5 protein-coding genes are annotated in these 19,019 nt (G+C 58.9%); 1 reads left to right on the top strand and 4 read right to left on the bottom strand.

Features of this window, described 5'->3' with window-relative positions; translation table 11 throughout:
- Window positions 1–19 precede the first annotated feature (19 nt).
- The 4 genes from ACVDG9_RS10545 to ACVDG9_RS10530 all read right to left on the bottom strand — a co-directional run bounded on the left by ACVDG9_RS10545 (window position 20) and on the right by ACVDG9_RS10530 (window position 17,588).
- On the bottom strand, window positions 20–1,570 hold the full coding sequence (locus ACVDG9_RS10545; RefSeq protein WP_022999503.1) for a 4-hydroxyphenylacetate 3-hydroxylase N-terminal domain-containing protein: 1,551 nt from the start codon (window positions 1,568–1,570) through the stop codon (window positions 20–22).
- Window positions 1,560–15,302 carry a non-ribosomal peptide synthetase gene (locus tag ACVDG9_RS10540; RefSeq protein WP_447237923.1) on the bottom strand — a complete coding sequence of 4,581 codons (13,743 nt, stop codon included), beginning with the start codon at window positions 15,300–15,302 and terminating at the stop codon, window positions 1,560–1,562. The genes ACVDG9_RS10545 and ACVDG9_RS10540 overlap by 11 nt, the downstream gene beginning before the upstream one ends.
- Window positions 15,303–15,372: 70 nt before the next feature.
- Entirely contained in the window at window positions 15,373–16,743 is a 1,371-nt protein-coding gene (locus ACVDG9_RS10535) for an NtaA/DmoA family FMN-dependent monooxygenase (protein ID WP_447237922.1), read from the bottom strand.
- Window positions 16,744–16,916: 173 nt separating this feature from the next.
- Window positions 16,917–17,588, bottom strand: a complete 672-nt coding sequence (locus ACVDG9_RS10530) for a class I SAM-dependent methyltransferase (RefSeq protein ID WP_447237921.1) — start codon at window positions 17,586–17,588, stop codon at window positions 16,917–16,919.
- 281 nt (window positions 17,589–17,869) lie between these two features.
- Between ACVDG9_RS10530 and ACVDG9_RS10525 the strand changes: the two genes are divergently transcribed.
- Window positions 17,870–19,000, top strand: coding sequence for a prohibitin family protein (locus ACVDG9_RS10525; RefSeq protein WP_023004115.1), 1,131 nt, complete (start codon window positions 17,870–17,872; stop codon window positions 18,998–19,000).
- Window positions 19,001–19,019 lie beyond the last annotated feature (19 nt).

Genomic DNA, 19,019 nt, shown 5'->3' with positions numbered 1-19,019 from the left:
TCTCTCCCAACCTTGCGCGTCAGTCTTTCCACGCCGTGTTGCACCAGCCGAATTCATCATAATCATCAAGGCACTGGTCAACAAGCGACAGCATTTGGTCCATTGAACCGTCGCGCCGTGCGATTGCAGGAAGCTGCAGTTTCACCTCTTCATGATTGCCGGCATAATTGCGCTCGTAAAGCTCGTGACGCCCTGCAAATTCCGAGCCCGTGGCGTCCCACAGCAGCTTCATCAGCTTGATACGGTCCTTGTAGCCGACGCCGTTGGAGCCGCGCACGTACCGTTCCAGATAACCGTCGATTTCAGGGTTCTGGAAATCCTTTGCGGAAGACGGCAGATAGATCAGCGCGGACGCGACGATCTTTTGGACAATCTCCTTCACACGACCGTAGGCATCGGGCGCCAGCGCGCGATAGGCCTGCGCGGCCGATAGTCCCGGCAGGAAAGCGCCGTCTGCAAAGGTTTCTGGTGTCCGGGCCATTGCATCCGACAACGACCAGAACAGGTGACGCAGGGCGATCACCTCCCCTTGCAGAACCTGATTTCCGCGAAACTCGTCACCGCTGGTGATGTGCAAAGCCCTGGTCAGCAGACCGGCGAGAAAGTCCAGCTTCACCGCAAACCGGGTGCATCCGTGGAAACAGGTGCCTTGCAGGTAGCCCGTGTCCATCAGGAAGTCGATCGGCTTGTGTGCAGGCCCATAGACCAGCACGTTCTCCCAGGGCACGAAAACGTTGTCGAGAACGAGAATGGCGTCGTTTTCGTCGAAGCGGGAAGACAGCGGACTGTCGAACGGCGTCGAGGATTGGCTCGCCGCATATTCGTAGGAGTTCCGGCAGATCAGCTTGATGCCCGGCGTCGACATGTCGAGAAAGAACATGAAAGCCGTAGGCGGTTCGTTGGTTTCCGAGACCGCGTGGTGGCTGAGAAAGTTGTAGTGGGTCAGTGCTGCCGAAGTCGCGACGACCTTTGCACCTGAAAGATAAAGCCCCGCGTCTGTTTCCTTGACAACATGAACCAGGATGTCTTTTGCATCGCTGAAAGGCTTCGCCCGGTCAATCGGCGGATTGGCCACAGCATGGTTCATGAAATAGGTGCGCTGCTGAGCCAGATGATACCAGCAACGCGCGTTGTCTGCGAAAGGCCCATAATAGGCCGCGTTGGCGTCCAACGTGTTGACGATCGCTGCTTTGTAGTCCGGTGAGCGTCCCATCCAGCCGTAGCTCAGCTTCGCCCATTCCGCGATCGCCTTCTGTTGACCGAGCAGGTCCTCTGCCGATCTGGCCACCTTGAAATATCGGTGTGTGTAACCGGTTGGATCGGCATCGGCAGGTGCGGTCAGGACATTGGTGCCGCTATCGTGGTCCTGATGCAGGGCATCGTAAAGCCGTGCCAGGGAACGTACCGAGTTGCGAAAGGCAGGATGACCCGTCAGGTCGGTCACCCGCTCTCCATTGAAATAGACACAGCGCTGGTCCTGGAGACTGTCGATGAACTCCGCGCCGGTCATGGGTATCGCGCGCTGTACAGCGTGTTCAGGTTCCACGGGATTGAGGATATCAACCGACATTCTTTAGTCTCCCTTCCGCAACGGCCTGCCTGAACGGCTGATCGCCAAGGTTCATCAAAGCATTCAGCCCCTCGCCGATTTCGCAAAGGGCCTGCTGCGATGTCATTTCATGGTGTGTACAGTCGAGTGCGTGCGCCTCGAATTGCCCGTTTGTCCGGTTTTCCCAGGGATCGGCCGCAACACCCAGCATACGTTTCGTATTGTTCGAAGCGTAATGCACCAGGGGACAGTTTAACGTCTTGGGCCGATAGCCATGTGCGAGCAGCGCGTTGTTTCGGGCGATCCGCAGCATGTTGTTGAAGTCGACTGGGCTGAGGTCTGCCAGAGGATGGGCACTGTCTTCCAGAAATCTCCGGACATCCTCAAAGGTAATGTCTTCGGGTACGCGTCCATGCGGATCGAAGCCGATCATTTCAAGGAACGCACCGCGCGCTCCACTATCTGAAAGATCCGGCAACGGGTCTCCTTCGTGCATCGGATAACTGTCCAGAAGCATCAGGAACTCGACGTCTCTGCCGCTTTCTTCCAAAAGACGTGCCATTTCGAAGGCAGCCAGCCCTCCGAACGACCAGCCAAGCAACCGAACCGGGCCCGTGCTGGCCACCTTGTTGACACTTGCGACGTAATCGGCCGCCAATTGGTTCAGCGTTGAAGGCAAATCGGCCTTGCCGATGTAGCCGCGCGCCTGAAGGGCGATGATCGGGACATCGGCTGGCAGGACGGAAGCAAGGCCGGCATACGTCCAACCAAGACCGAAGCCCGGATGAACGCAAAATAGTGGCGCCTGACATCCTGCCCGCCGGATCTGCAGCACCGGCTCCAGCAAACCGGTCTTGCGACCTTGCCGGAGCGAGAGCAGACCGCGCACCGTCGGTGTTTCGAAAATATCACGAAGGCTGACGTCCAGCCCCATGCGTTCCTTCATCAGTGCCTTCAGGCGTGCGGCGAGCAGCGAATGCCCCCCCATATCAAAGAAACTGTCTTCCGGTCCCGGCACTACGCCGGGCAGCAGTTCAGCGAAGAGATTGCACAACAACGTTTCCTGGAGTGTTGCCGGACTTGTTTCTCCCCGTTTCCAGACAGGATCCGGCAGCGCCAGACGGTTCAGCTTTCCATTTGGTGTCAACGGCAATTCCGGGAGTACGATAAAAGCGCCAGGCACCATGTAGTCAGGCAGGTTTCGCTGGAGCACGGAACGAAGCTCTTCAGTGTTAAGTTCAGCCCCTTCTTCCGGAACAACATAGGCAACGAGCGAAGAACCTCGCGCTCCATCCGGCCGGTCCAAGACCACCGCCTGCGCAATGTTTGTCATCGATGCGATAGTCGCCTCGATCTCGCCAAGCTCGATACGATGGCCTCGGATCTTGACCTGGCTGTCTCCGCGTCCCAGGAACACAAGCTCACCGTTGCTTCTGCGATAGACCGTGTCCCCGGTCCGGTACATGCGCGCTCCATGGCCTGCAAACGGATCGGCAACAAAGCGTTCGCTCGTCAGGTCCGAACGCCCATGATAGCCACGTGCGAGCCCAAGCCCACCAATGTAGAGTTCGCCGGAAATACCTTCGGCGACAGGCTGAAGGGTCTCATCAAGTACGTAGACCTGTGAGTTCCACAAAGGTTGCCCGATAGACGGAATGCCCGAACTTTCAGGGCGAACAGAGGCGCTCACAGACCAGATCGTTGTCTCGGTCGGGCCATAGACATTCGTCACCGGCCCTGCGGCTTGCAGCTGCGACGCTAGTCCGCCGTCCAGAGCCTCACCGCCCACAAGAACCTGCAAACGCGGCAGTGGCCCAACCTCCAGAAGCGACCGCCAGAGCGATGGCGTTGCCTGCATGACCGTTGGTTTTTCCTGGCCGATCCAGTCATGGAGGCGGTCCGCTTCGCGCTGATTGCCTTCAAACAGCACTACTCCTGCACCAACCAGCAGCGGGCCGTAGAGCTCAAGCCCGGCAATGTCGAACCCGATCGTGGTCGCGCTGAGCACCTTGTCCTGCGGCAGAAGGCGAAGCTCGGTACTCAGGCAACACAGAAGGTTCTTGAGCCCCTCGCGTGTAACGACGACACCTTTCGGCTTACCAGTCGAGCCGGACGTGTAGATGACGTAGGCCGGGTGCGCGGGATCAATCGGCTGTTTCCGGTCGGCATCGGTCGGGGTCGAAGCGGACATTGCAGCCAGCTCGGCACCGGTCGCCTCGGCATCCAGCAGCAGAAGCGCCGAAGTCGGCGCACCGTCCGTCAAGGCGGCGGCGGTCACCGTCTCGGAGATCACAAGACGCGGCGCGGCATCGTCCAGCATCATCGCAATGCGGGCTGCCGGATAGTCCGGATCCAGCGGCAGATAGGTGGCGCCCGTTTTCAGCACCGCCAGCAGCGCCACGATCATGTCCGGGTTTCTCGGCAAGGCAATCGCGACCCGGTCCTCAGCACCAATGCCGCGCCGGATCAGAAGATGCGCCAGCCGGTTTGCCCGTACCTCAAGCTCGGCATAGGTCAGCCGCTCCGTGCTGCCGATAACCGCTTCCCGCGTTCCAAACCGGGAAGCCGTTGCAGAGACAAGCTCCGTCAGATCCCCTTCCGGCAAGGCGTGCCGTGTTGCGTTCCACCGGTCCTGCACAGCCTTTCTTTCAGAAGCCGGCAGCATCTCGAGAGATCCGAGCGGCGCTTCCGGACGGGAGGCCATCTGCGCCAGTACATTGCACAACTGCCCAAGAAGACTGCGGCCAAGGTCTGCGCCGATCCGTTCTTCCCGGCAATCCAGCCGCAGCAGCAGCCGTTTGCCCGGAACAACCATCAGGCTCAAAGGATAATGGGTCTGGTCATGCACCTCGACACCGCTGATCCGCAGGCCATCCGGCGAAGCCTCATGGGTCTCGTCGCTGAAGGGATAGTTCTCGAACACCACCAGCGTGTCGAACAGGTCTCCAAGTCCCGCTTCTGCCTGGATCTCCGGCAGCCCCAGATGCTGGTGCGGCAGAAGTGCGGCCTGACGGAACTGCAGCTCCTTCAGGAAGGCGGTGACGGGTGTTGCCGGAACAGGCTTTGCCCTTACCGGCACGGTGTTGATGAAGAGGCCCGCCATGGTTTCGACGCCGGTGATCTCGGCAGGTCGGCCGGAGACCGTCGTGCCGAAGACCAGATCATCCCGCCCACAGATGCGGCCAAGCACGACCGACCAGGCGCCCTGGAGCACCGTGTTCAAGGTGATGTCCAGCGTGCGGGCCAGGCCTTCCAATGACCGGGTTGCGTCCTCGCTCAGCAGATCGTCAAAGCGCAGCACCGCACTGCTTTCACCTGACGAGGAGCCGGAGGACGTGTTTGCAGACTGGCCATAGACAGAGGCCGCCAGCCGGGTCGGTTCTTCCAGACCGGACAGACCTTCTTGCCAGGCCGCTTTCGCAGCCGTCTTGTCCTGCTGCTGCAGCCAGCCGAGATACCGGTCAAACGGCGTTACGGGCGGCAGAACCCCTGCCCCGCCGGCTTCATAAATCTCCTTCAGCTCCCGCATCAGCACCGGCAGCGACCAGCCGTCGAGAAGAATGTGGTGATTGGTCAACACCAGCCAGGCACCGCCGTCCGGACGTTTTATAAGGCAGACACGCAGCAATGGACCTTGAGCAAGGTCGAAACCGGTCTCCCTGTCTTCCAGGAGAAACCGCTCCAGCGCCGCTTCCGGATCTGCGTCCTCGGACAAGTCCACCTGCACAAACGGCAGCTCGACTTTCGACAGGATCACCTGAACGGTATCGCTCAGGCCTTCGTGGCAGAAGACTGCCCGCAGAGGTGCGTGCCGGGCAACGAGACCCTGAAGGCTCGCCTCAAGACGCTGCGCATCCACCGGGCCATCGAGGCTGACCACCGTCTGCACCTTGTAGGCGTCCTCGCCCGTCTCAGCGTCCATCAAGGCGTGAAACAGCAAACCCGACTGAAGACCCGTCAATGGCCACACCGTCGATAGCAAACCGCCGTAGCGTTCAACAAGCAAGTCGACATCGTCCTGGGAAACAGCAGCCAGCGGGAAGTCCGAAGGCGACTGACCACCGGCTTTAGACCAGTTGCCGTGTGCTGCCAGCCGGATCAGAGCTTCTTCCCAGAGTGTCTTGAATTCAGCGATCTCTTTTTCCGAAAGATGTCTGCTGGCAAACCCGAACTCGGTGTGGAGGCAAAAGCCCTTTTCCTCTTCGATCGCCTGACAATCGATGGAAAGCATGTGAGCAAGCGGTGTTGCCGGATCGAAACCGCCGCGCAATCCTCCAAAGAACGGTGCCGCGCTCCAAGCACCACCAGCGCCCGCCGGAAAACGACCGAGATAGTTGAAGGCGATCTGCGCCTTGTTTTCGCTCGCAAGTTTGGCGGAAGACTCCTTGTTGAGATACCGCAGCATTCCATAACCAAGGCCATGATCGGGACGTGCGGAGGCTTGCTCCTTGATCTCGATGATGAGCTGCTTGAGGTCCGCGTCGGACATACCGGAAATTCCATTTCCCGCCGTCGTGACCTCCAGTCGTGCCGGAAAGACGCTAGTGAACCAGCCGACAGTTCGGCTGAGGTCCGCGTCTCCAATCGCTTCACGTCCATGCCCTTCGACATCGCACAGGATCGGTCCACCCGGTTTTCCGGACCTGGAAGTTTTGAAAGCCCCAACGGCAAGGCCAAGTGCTGCCAGAAGCACATCCTGCGGTCCGCAGCTGTAAAGAGCAGGCAGACGGGTCAGGATCTGCTCGGTTTCCTCAGCGCTCAGAAGGCTAGCAAGGGACTTCAACGTCTGAACCGTATCCTGCTTGCGGTCCAGATCACCTGCCAGAAAGCGCTCAGCGCCGGATGAAAGAAGCGCGCTCCAGTACCCCTCTTCAGATACGCGCGCATCGGAGGCCGCATCGGCTTGCAGCAGCCTGCTCCACGCTGGGAAAGAAGTGCTTTCAGGTTCCAGGCTGATCGGGCGGTCGGCCGACCAATCGTCCCAAGCTGTCCGGAGATCATCGGTCAGGATGCGCCAGGAGACACCATCGATCACCAGATGGTGCGCCACAAGCAGAAGCAGACCCGGCTCCATCTGGCCACGGTCAAACCAGATGGCACTGAACACCTTGCCTCGCGAAAGAGACAAGGCCTCAACTGCGGCGGCATGCTCTTCTTCCAGAAGATCTTTCAGCCCGTTTTCGTTTTCGATCTCACTCAGGCTGAAGTGCTTTATAGGGAAAACGTCAGTGAACTCGGCAACCGGAGCAATCTTCATCGCCGGCATGGTCTTGTTCGCTCGAGCCCGCAGCATCCCGTGCCGCTGGACGATTGCCCCCAGAGCTGTTTGCAGGAATTCGGCATTTGCCCCTTTCGGAAGCATCAGACAGGTCGACTGGAAAAAGCCGTCGACGGGACCACCCAGTTCTGCAAACCAGCGCAGGATTGGCGTCGGCAAAACGGTATCTGGCTCAAACTCCATCAGTTCATTGACTTCCGGTCCTTCAAGCGTCCTTGCCACGCTCGCAAGCTTTGCAACCGTCTTGTGATCGAAGACGTCTTTCGGTGTTGCCTTGAGACCCTTTCGACGCAACAGTCCAACAAGCCGGATTGCCGATATGCTGTCGCCGCCGAGACCGAAGAAGCTGTCGTCGAGCGCGGGAGGCGATATGCCGAGCGTTTCGGCAAAAGCGGCGGCTACCGCCTGTTCTGCCGGAGACTGCCGTCTTGTTTCTTCAGCTCTTTGCGGGCGGCTGGGTGCCGGCAGGGCCTTCCTGTCGATCTTGCCGTTCGGAAGCCTTGGCAAGTAGGGTAAGAGGTCTATCTGTGCCGGAACCATATAATCCGGCAGACGGTCGGCGCAGTAGCGCTGCAGCTCTTCTGCACTTGGATCCGATCGTTCCTGCCCGATCACGTAGGCAACGAGCCTCGAAGCGCCCTTCCGGTCGCTGTAGACGCTCACGAGACATTGGGCGACATCACTGCGTTCCAGAAGCACACGTTCGATTTCGCCCGGCTCGATACGTCGTCCCCTGACCTTGACCTGCGCATCACTGCGGCCCAGGAAAAAGAGGTTGCCGTCTTCCGCACGGTAGACGAGATCCCCCGTTCGGTACATTCGCCGTCCGGCACCGGCGAACGGGTCGGCGACAAATCTGGAAGAGGTCAGATCCGCCAGGTTCTGATAGCCCCGTGCAAGACCGACACCGCCGATGTACAATTCTCCAGCCACACCGTTCGGGACGGGCTGAAGCGTTTGATCAAGTACGTAGAGGCTGGAATTCCAGATCGGCAACCCGATGGGCGCGATATCGACTTCCTGAACAGGTGTCAGCGGCAAGCTCATGGAACCGCACACGGTCACTTCTGTAGGGCCGTAAGCATTGACGAGGCAACAACGGTCAGACCATCTGCGAACTTCCGGCACGCTGATGGCTTCGCCGGCCGTTACCAGCACACAACCTTCGGGAAGGTCTGTCGTCGACATCACGCTCAAGAGGCTCGGCGACAACGTGATATGCGTTACCCGTTGCGCATACATGAATGTCTTCAGGGCTGCGGGATCTGTGAATGCCTGTCTTGCCCAGATCACAAGAGCCGCACCGGAGACCAGGGCCGTGGCGATTTCCGAAAAGGCGGCGTCGAAACTGAAGGATGCGAACTGCGCGACCCGAGACTGTTCCGAAATCGCAAACCGTTCGATCTGGGCATAGGCGAGATTTGAAAGCCCCTCGCGTGTAACGACGACACCTTTCGGCTTACCGGTCGAGCCGGACGTGTAGATGACGTAGGCCGGGTGCGCGGGATCAATCGGCTGTTTCCGGTCGGCATCGGTCGGGGTCGAAGCGGACATTGCAGCCAGCTCGGCACCGGTCGCCTCGGCATCCAGCAGCAGAAGCGCCGAAGTCGGCGCACCGTCCGTCAAGGCGGCGGCGGTCACCGTCTCGGAGATCACAAGACGCGGCGCGGCATCGTCCAGCATCATCGCAATGCGGGCTGCCGGATAGTCCGGATCCAGCGGCAGATAGGTGGCGCCCGTTTTCAGCACCGCCAGCAGCGCCACGATCATGTCCGGGTTTCTCGGCAAGGCAATCGCGACCCGGTCCTCAGCACCAATGCCGCGCCGGATCAGAAGATGCGCCAGCCGGTTTGCCCGTACCTCAAGCTCGGCATAGGTCAGCCGCTCCGTGCTGCCGATAACCGCTTCCCGCGTTCCAAACCGGGAAGCCGTTGCAGAGACAAGCTCCGTCAGATCCCCTTCCGGCAGGGCGTGCCGTGTTGCGTTCCACCGGTCCTGCACAGCCTTTCTTTCAGAAGCCGGCAGCATCTCGAGAGATCCGAGCGGCGCTTCCGGACGGGAGGCCATCTGCGCCAGTACATTGCACAACTGCCCAAGAAGACTGCGGCCAAGGTCTGCGCCGATCCGTTCTTCCCGGCAATCCAGCCGCAGCAGCAGCCGTTTGCCCGGAACAACCATCAGGCTCAAAGGATAATGGGTCTGGTCATGCACCTCGACACCGCTGATCCGCAGGCCATCCGGCGAAGCCTCATGGGTCTCGTCGCTGAAGGGATAGTTCTCGAACACCACCAGCGTGTCGAACAGGTCTCCAAGTCCCGCTTCTGCCTGGATCTCCGGCAGCCCCAGATGCTGGTGCGGCAGAAGTGCGGCCTGACGGAACTGCAGCTCCTTCAGGAAGGCGGTGACGGGTGTTGCCGGAACAGGCTTTGCCCTTACCGGCACGGTGTTGATGAAGAGGCCCGCCATGGTTTCGACGCCGGTGATCTCGGCAGGTCGGCCGGAGACCGTCGTGCCGAAGACCAGATCATCCCGCCCACAGATGCGGCCAAGCACGACCGACCAGGCGCCCTGGAGCACCGTGTTCAAGGTGATGTCCAGCGTGCGGGCCAGGCCTTCCAATGACCGGGTTGCGTCCTCGCTCAGCAGATCGTCAAAGCGCAGCACCGCACTGCTTTCACCTGACGAGGAGCCGGTGGAACTGTTTGCAGACTGGCCATAGACAGAGGCCGCCAGCCGGGTCGGCTCTTCCAGACCGGACAGAGCTTCTTGCCAGGCCGTTTTCGCAGCCGTCTTGTCCTGCTGCTGAAGCCAGCCGAGATACCGGTCAAACGGCGTTACTGGCGGCAGCCCCCCTGCCCCGCCGGCTTCGTAAATCTCCTTCAGCTCCCGCATCAGCACCGGCAGCGACCAACCGTCGAGAAGAATGTGGTGATTGGTCAACACCAGCCAGGCACCGCCGTCCGGACGTTTTACGAGGCAGACACGCAGCAGTGGACCTTGAGCAAGGTCGAAACGGGTCTTCCTGTCTTCCAAGAGAAACCGCTCCAGCGCCGCTTCCGGATCTGCGTCCTCTGACAAGTCCACTTGCACAAACGGCAGCTCGACCTTCGACAGGATCACCTGGACGGGATCGCTCAGGCCTTCGTGGCAGAAGACTGCCCGCAGGGGAGCGTGCCGGGCAACGAGACCCTGAAGGCTCGCCTCAAGACGCTGCACATCCACCGGGCCATCGAAGCTGACCACCGTCTGCACCTTGTAGGCGTCCTCGCCCGTCTCAGCGTCCATCAAGGCGTGAAACAGCAAACCCGACTGAAGGCCCGTCAACGGCCACACCGTCGATAGCAAACCGCCGTAGCGGCTGCTGACAATGCTCAGATCTTCCTCGCTGATCCATCCTGACTTGAGATCAGTTCCGATCTCCGGCAATTGCTGCCTTTGCGCAACCGTTGCCAGCTCTGCAGGGGTCTTGTTGCTGAAGACATCCCTTGCCGAAAACACCAGCCCTGCTCGCCGTGCTCGGCTGACCAGTTGAATGGAGAGAATACTGTCGCCGCCAAGTGCGAAGAAGTTGTCGGCAGGCCCTACGGTTTCCAGACCCAGAACATCAGCAAACAATGCGCAGATATCGGTCTCGGTTTGCCCCGCAGGTACCTTCGCTCCATCGCCGTGAATTTCAGGCGCAGGCAGACGCTTGATGTCCAACTTGCCATTGGTCGTGAAAGGAAGTTGTTCCAGAAGAACAAAATGGGCTGGCACCATGAATGCAGGGAGTGTCTCGGACAGTCTTTTTCGCAAGCCTGCAAGATCTGGTTCTCCTGTCCCCGTACCAACCACATAGGCAACGAGTTTCTTTTCCCCGGGCCTGTCTTCACGCACGATCACCGTGCACTGGCCTATGTCCGACTGCCTACCGATAGCGTTTTCGACTTCCTGCGGCTCGATACGGAAGCCATTGATCTTGACCTGGTGATCGGCACGTCCGACGAAGGTCAGCAAGCCGTCGCTGCGCCAGCGCACCAGATCCCCGGTGCGATACATTCTGCTGCCTGCGGGCCCCGCGGGATCGGCAACGAAGCGCTCGGCCGTCAGACCGGTCCGGTCGAGATAGCCAAGCGTCAGGCAGTCACCGGCCAGGTAAAGCTCGCCCACCATGCCGATACCGACAGGTTGCAGGCGGTCATCCAGAATTCGGACGCTACAATTGTCACGCGGCAACCCGATGGGAACCTTGTGCGCGGATTTCTCCAGCGTGTGCATTGCATGCCAAGTCACGAAGGTCGTGCCCTCTGCCGGGCCATAGCCATTGACGAACCGCGTCCCTGGCGAGGCTGCCGTTGCCCGGCGCAAGGCTTCTGCGGAAGCCGCCTCACCACCTATCAGCACTGACCTCAAAGGCTTGAATGCTTCGGGTTTTTCACCTGCAATGATGTTGAAAAGACGTGTCGTGATGCAGGCTGCAGATACCTTGTGCTCTTCGACCAGCCGCGCAATCGTTTCAGCATCGAGAATGCCAGGCGGCGCGACGAAAAGCTCCTGCCCCAACATGAGCGGTGTCCAGATTTCATAGGTCGAAGCGTCAAATGCATAGGGCGAATGCAGCAAGACCCGTTCATGAGAGCCTTCCGGCCAGCATCCGTCGAGCGCGAGGGCTTGAATATTGCGGTGGCTGATCGCGATCCCCTTCGGCCTGCCTGTGGAGCCGGAGGTGAAGAGAACGCAGGCGATCTGTCCATTGGTGATATTCGGTAAGGTCTCCTTTCCCGCCGCCACTTGCAGGTGGCTGAAAGGAACGCAGGGTGCATCATTGAAACTGACTGATATCGCGTCTTCACCGTCAGTTAGCACGAGGTGGGCCCGGGTGTCGGCAACGAGTTGTTGAAGCCTGTTGGCAGGATCGTTCCTGTTCAAGGGAACATATGCCCCACCTGCCTTCACGATCGCGAGCGTTGCGACGACAAGATCAATGGAACGGTCCATCAGGACCGCGACCCGCGCCCCGGGTGCAACACCCCGGCGGAGGAGGTTTTGCGCAACGCGGTCCGACAATGCATCGAGCTCGGCATAGGAAAGCGTGCGGGTCTGGCTGGAGAGAGCGACCTTCCCGCCCTTTTCCCTGGCCAGCAGACGAAACCGCTCGGGCAAAGACATTTCGATCGCAGCTTTTTCGACCTGCTCGCCTTCGCACAAGGCGGCAAGGCGTGACGTTTCGTCGGGATCGACAATCATGAGGTGGTCGATCCGTTTGTCCGGATTTTCCACGGCTGCGCGAAGTAGATCGATGAAACGCCGGGAAATATTGCCCGCAACCTCCCGATCCAGGAGATCTGTCCGGAATTCGATCCGCCCGTCGATACCGCCTGCGCCTCCGACCTCGTCGCGTTGAGCAGTCAGGTCGAAGGAAAGATCGAACTTTGAGGCTTCGACAGGCACGTCTTCAACCTCGCAGGTCAACCCCGGCAAGGTAAGAACAGTCGCTCCTGCCATATCGAGCGCCAGAACGGTCTGAATCACCGGATGAAAGGACAGGTCCCTGCGTGGAGCGACCTTGTCGACCACGAGCTCAAACGGCACGTCCCGGCGGGAATACGCGACAAGGTTCCGCTGGCGCGTATCGGCCAATAATTCGCGAAAGGTCGGTCTGCAGGAAAGATCGCTCCGGAGCGCCAGCATGTTGACGAAGAGACCTATGGTTTCTTCGAAAGTGCTGTCCGGGCGGCCATCGACAGGCGTTCCGATGACGATGTCGTCCCCAGCGCCGAGCCGCGCCAAGGTCGCAGCCATCGCAGCCTGCAGTACCATGAACAGGCTGGTCCGAGTTTCCATTGCCAGTCGCTCAAGCTTGCAATGAAGCTCTGGCGGGATAGCGACGGCTACTCCGTCGCCTTGCCAATAGGTATTCTTTCGTTGCCCTTCGGCACAAGGCAGATCAACGCAATCCGGAGCGCCTGCGAGGTCTTCGCTTGCTTCGGCAAGACGAGCGGCAAGTTCCTGTTCTGCTGCCCCGGACAGCCGAGTATGCTGCCAACTTGCGAAGTCGGCATATTGGACTGCCGGCTTTTGCCAGACAGGTTCCTTGCCGCTCATTCTCGCCGCAAAGGCCGTCTCGAAGTCGGCAAGCAATGGGCGCAGGGCGCCACCGTCAATCGCGATATGATGCACGACGATCTGCATCATGCATTGCGGTTCAGGACCGAAATTTTCGTCCGTAACGATCGACACTCTCACCGGCAGTTCCTTGCACAGATCGAACGGCTTGGAAGACTGACGGGAGAGTTCTGACCGGCCTTCAGCTCCCGGTACTGAAACAATCCGTATGACATCTTCCGAAACGAAACCCGTACGGATGTCCTGATACGGCTCTCCGGCCCCGTCTTGCGGATAAACGGTCCGCAAGACCTCGTGCCTCTCGATAACGTCTGACCAGGCTTGCCCGAGAACGGACGGATCGACAGCGCCGGAAAGCCGGAAGCGGTAGGCCAGATTGTAGGAAGTATCTTCCGGGTGAAGCCGCTGCAGGAACCAGAGACGCTTTTGAGCAGAAGACAGCGGAACCTTGTCGGGTCGCGCAACGGATTTCAGTTTCAGGGAACATGGTTTCTCTGCCCCTATCAGACGGGCAAGCGCAGCCGGTGTCGGCGCGTCGAAAATCTCGCCCGGCGCAATCTGCACGCCAAAACGGTCTCTCAGTCGATATGCAAGACGAGCGGCCAGCAGTGAATGCCCACCCAGGAGAAAGAAATTATCATGGACTGAAACCGAGTGGACGCCGAGCAGCTCTGTAAATGTCTCACAGATTGCGGTTTCAAGGTCGCTCTGCGTTCCGCTTGCGCTCCGCCCAGCCGTCCGCACTGGATCCGGCAACGCTGCCCTGTCCAACTTGCCATTGGGTGTGAGCGGAAGTGCATCCAGAGCCATGATCGCCGACGGCAGAAAGGCTGGAGGGAGAGCTTCTGCCAAGGCGGCCATAAGCCTTGCGATATCCTTGTCGGCTCCCACTTCCCAGACAACATAGGCAGCAAGATAGACGTCCGTGTCGTCACGTCGCTTCGCAACGACAGCCGAACGGGCAACTTCCGGCAATCTGTCCAAGGCTGCTGCGACTTCTCCCGGCTCGACGCGGACGCCGCGTATCTTCACCTGATGGTCGGAACGCCCCAGATACTCGTAGCCACCGTCAGGCATTCGCCGCGCAACGTCGCCTGTTCTGTAGAGCAAGGCACCAGCGGGTCCGAACGGCGAAGCTATGAAGCGTTCTGCTGTTTTGTCCGGTTGGCGATGATATCCAAGCGCAAGACCTGTGCCGGTTATGCAGAGTTCACCGGTCTCTCCGTCGGAGACAGGCTGAAGCAGATCGTCGAGCAGGTAGACGACTGTTTCCCGTATAGGGTTGCCGATGGCAACTTTCCCGTCTGCATCACATCGCGCCCAGAGGCTGTCCCCCGCAGCTTCTGACGCACCGTAGAAGTTGAACAAGCGGGCGTCTGGCAGTTTCTCGCAGAATTTTTGCAGGAGACTTGATGGTAGAGGCTCGCCACTCGTGACCCAGGTCCGGCAGCCCTTCAAGTCTGGCAAACAGTCGTCCTCGAGAAGACTTGCCAGCAGACTCGGCACAACGGTCAACCGCGTGACGGCAAACGTCGCTACCGTCTCTGCCAGTCGCCTTGGGTCAGCGGAAACATTTCCTCTTTCGAGGACGACCGCACAGCCATTGCACAAGGCGCCCAACAGCTCGGTCGACCCGTCAATGAAGTTCAAGGAGGTCTTGAACAGCGTCCGCTCACCCGGTGCGAAGGGCAAGGCTTCCGATATCCAGACCAGCCTGTTGGCAAGAGCGGCCTGCCGTCCCAGCACGCCCTTGGGCCGCCCGGTGGAACCGGACGTATAGACCAGATAGGCAGGATCATGGCCCGTCAGCCGACGAACAAGATCACCACCCACAGGAGCGATATCTGGCTGTCTGGCGATGTCCCGGCTCAGCGAACCGTTTCCAAGAAAGACCGCCCGCGCTGTCTGACCAGCCGCCTCAATGACGCCGGCGACCGGTTGTTCCGCAAGGATCAGATCCGGCTCTGCGTCTTGAAGCATGTCAATCAGACGCTGTCGAGGATAGGTCGGATCGAGCGGCATGTAGCACGCTCCGGTCTTGATCACGCCCAGCAGGCTTACGACGAGGTCCGGCCCGGCAGCACAGCCGAGTGCCACGATCTTGCCAGGCCCGATACCCCGGCCTATGAGGTACCACGCGACACGGTTCGCCTTCCGGTCCAGTTCCTCGAAGGTCAGCCCCCTATCCGGCAGTATCAGTGCGGTCTCGCGGGGCCCCGACTTCACTTGCCTGGCAAAAAGTGCGCGAACAGAAGTGTTCTCATTGTCCGATGTTGCTTCCAACGGCAAATGGCTGGCATCCGGACGCGCAATGCTGCCTGAGGCAGCCTTTGCCTTTGCTGTCTGGAAACCACTTTCGCGGGATGTCATTGAGATCAACTCCGTCGAAGAATTGCCGTTTCTGTTTTGCCTGTCCGGCCGAAACCGAATTGAAATATCGTCAGCCTTGCAGCCCGAGGCGCTGCCTGAGTGTCAAAGGTTCGTGCCCCGCCGGCCGTACATGCCCTCGCTGGCGGAGAATTGGCACGACGGAGCGGGAAAACTCGTCAAAGCTTCCGGGAAAGTGGGTCGGGGTAATCACGAAGCCGTCGCAAGCGCCGCTTGTAAAATAGCTCTCAAGCTGATCGGCCACCTGTTCCGGCGTTCCGACAAGACGCGGCGTCGACGTGCTCCGCGCCATCCGAATGGCAATGTCGCGAAGCGTCCAGAGCCTTCCCCTGTCCTCTTCCCGGATCCTCTCCAACCAGGGAAATGCGGCTCCGCCATCGACAGCCGCCTTGTTTTGCGACTTGCCAGAACTCTCCAACACCTTGTCGATTGGCGTATCAGGATCGAAACCTGTCGCGTCGACGCCGATCATGCCCGACAGAAAGGCGATGGCGACATCCGGATGGATCAGCTCGTCCAGATATTCGGCCCGCGCTTTTGCAATGGCTTCGGTTTCACCGATCACAGGTTGCACCGCCGTCAGCAGGAATATCTTCTCCGGGTCGCGCCCCATCTCTGCAGCCCGGCGGCGAACATCGGCACGCAGTTCCGACATGCCCTCGGCATCTGCCTGAATGGCGAAAACGACATCAACCCATTTGGCGGAAAAATCACGACCCCGCGGAGAAACGCCGACACTCATCAGGATCGGTTCACCGTCCGGTCCGGCGGGAAGTGACAAGGGACCTCGAAGTTTGAAGCGTTCGCCTTCGTGATCAATGGGATGGATCTTGCCGGTGTCCGCGTAAAGCCCGGACGCCTTGTCGCTTACCAGCGCGTCCGGTTCCCAGGACTTCCAGAGCTTGCGGCAGATCTCCAGGATCTCTTCCGCCCTGTCATAGGCTTCGGGAGAAATGAGCTTTGGGAAATGACCGAAATTGTGCCCGTTGCTCGGACCAGCGGAGGTTACGACGTTCCACGAGATCCGGCCCCTGCTGAAATGGTCCAGCGTACTGAGCGTACGGGCCAGATGATAAGGTTCCATGTAGGTGGTCGATAGCGTGACCGTAAAACCGAGCGACTTCGTTACCGAGGCCATGAGGGAAACCAGCAGGTTCGGGTCATGGCGGATGGCACCAACCGCACCGTGTTTCAAAAAGGTTTCGTAGTTGTCGTTCAGTCCGGTTGTCACGCTGAGCGATTCTGGAATGAATGCGAGGTCGAACCCGCCGCGTTCCAATGTGACCGCCATATCCTTGAAGAGATCGGGATCACAGAAATCCGTTTCGCTGTACGGGTGGCGCCACATGCCGGCGAAATGGCTTCCAGGCACCAGAACATACCCGGCCAGAAACATATGACGATTTGCAACACCAGAACTCAAATCACCCCCCAAGACCGGTTTTAAGCAAAGTAATCGATCGTTTAAATTAGCTACCTACTCACTTTTCATTCTCATGACCTAACGGCAATAAAAAACAATTCACGAATTTTTCGCAGAAGATAAGTTAATTTTTATTCACATTCGTCGTTCAACATATCTCTTTTCGACGTTTACTAAATTTTTCGAAAAACCCTCAGGGTGTTGCCGTAAAAGACCCTTGGTATTTCGAGACTCTCGACCAGTTCAAAGCCCGCAGCCCTTACCTGCTTCTCAACTTCTGCGGTTTTCACCTGCTTCACCCATTCACCGGAAAAAATCAGGTCATCTATATTGTGGGCCAGGCGGCGCCAGAAAGGTGCTTCGACCATATCCTTGAAAAGGAACACTCCTGCGGGACCGACCCGTTTGATCGCCTCTTCAACAGCCGTCATCCGTTCAGCTTCGGCAACATGGTGCAGCACGTCGACCATGGTCACCACATCGAAGCAGTCGTCCGGCAGCTCCGCGAAGCTGCCAATTCGCAGGAAGGATACTTCCCCTGAGTGCCCCGTTCTCCCCGCTGCCTTGCGGGCCGAGGCAAGAGCGCCTTCGTGGACATCGCAGCCGGTTGCTTCGCTTATCCTCCCGGATGCCAGCAGAATCGCCAGCAACGCGCCATTGCCGCAGCCTACATCCAGAACCTTTGCATTTGCTGGAACATGCCGCTCCATCTCTTCGAATGGGCAGACGTAGGGCCTGGCGGAGATCAGCTTGCGCAAGAGCCTTGGCTCATAATCGTAAAGGTCGAAAAGGAACCGGCTAAGGTCCTTGCGATCGAAACTGAATGACCCTGTGCTGGCTGACACTCACCACTCCCATAGTCTGTTTCGATCTTGGTTTCACAAACCGTGAAATTAACCATACGTTGTAGTGACGCAACGCTACACAACACAACTTAAGCAAATTCTTTGGCTCTTGCCTAGCTCAAGAAACACGCTTGCCACAGAGTTGTTTTCTTGCAACTGTGCTGCAATTGACGCAGACAAGACTACTCGGAAAGCATTGAGAGTTCTTGTTTTTATGCGTTTCTTGGCCGCTAGGTCACCTTAACGAGCTGCGGAGCCGTTTCAATTCCTGGGAGCGCTGAATGAGCGTTGCGGAAGACGACGTCGAAGTTGGTAAGCCGAAAAAGAAGCCGCGCAAGATCCACAGGATGAGCCGGACCGACAAGGCCATCGCCTATCTGCTGCTGCTCGGTTTCGTCTCGATTGTCTTGTGGCCGCTGACGTTCTTTGTCATCGGGCCGGGTGAAGTCGGCGTCCTGTTCAGAACCCTCACCGTCGGCACCGAAACCAGGTTTGTTTATCCCGAAGGCATCAACATCAAATGGCCGTGGAACCGCATCTACCGGTACGAAGTCCGCATCCAGAAACAGGATGAAACGGTCCACGGCCTGGCAGCGGACGGCTTGCGCATCACATCCGATATTTCGGTTCTGTATTACCCGAAGGCGGATAATGCCGGCAAACTGCACCGGGCGATCGGGCCGGAATACGCCGACCGTTTCGTCCGCCCGACCGCCGTGGAAGCGGTTCGCTCGGTGATCGGCAAATACGACCCTCATGAGCTTTATCAGGTCGACATGACGCGCCTCGAAAAGGAAGTCATGGAGACCATTGAAGCCAACAATCAGGATCTCATCGTCTTCGACCAGGTTATCATTCGCCGGATCGAACTGCCGAAGGAAATCAATCAAGCGATTTCACGTAAGCTGACCGAGGAACAGAACGCCCTCGCCTATGAATACGTGCTGGAGCAGGCCCGCAAGGAAGCGGAACGCAAGCGGATCGACGCCATCGGCTACCAGACATTCTACTCGATTGTTGCAGATGCCCTGACGCCGCAACTGCTGACCTGGCGCGGAATTGAAGCGACCGTCGAACTGTCCAAGTCCAACAACAGCAAGATCGTGATCGTCGGTGGCGGGAAAGATCAGCTTCCGCTCATCCTGGGCAGCGACATTGCAAACCAGCCGAATTTACCAGCGCCCGCTCCGGTTAATCCGCAGCGCTACCGATTGCCTGATTTTGATAACCTGCCACAGCTTTTCCCGAACGCTCCTACAGCAGAGGCAGATACATCTCAGGATCAGGAGACACAGCTGAGGCCTGACGAAAATTCGACCGGCGACAGTACATCAAGCGAAAGCACGACGTCAGGTGAGACCGCGCCTGCTTCGAATGATCAAAACACGGAAAAGCCGCAAACTGACAATTGATACCGCGCTGATTGTAAGA

The sequence above is a fragment of the Roseibium sp. RP-7 genome (assembly GCF_053005225.1).
Note: the sequence above shows the minus strand (reverse complement) of the source record. Positions and strands in the feature narration are given on the sequence as shown.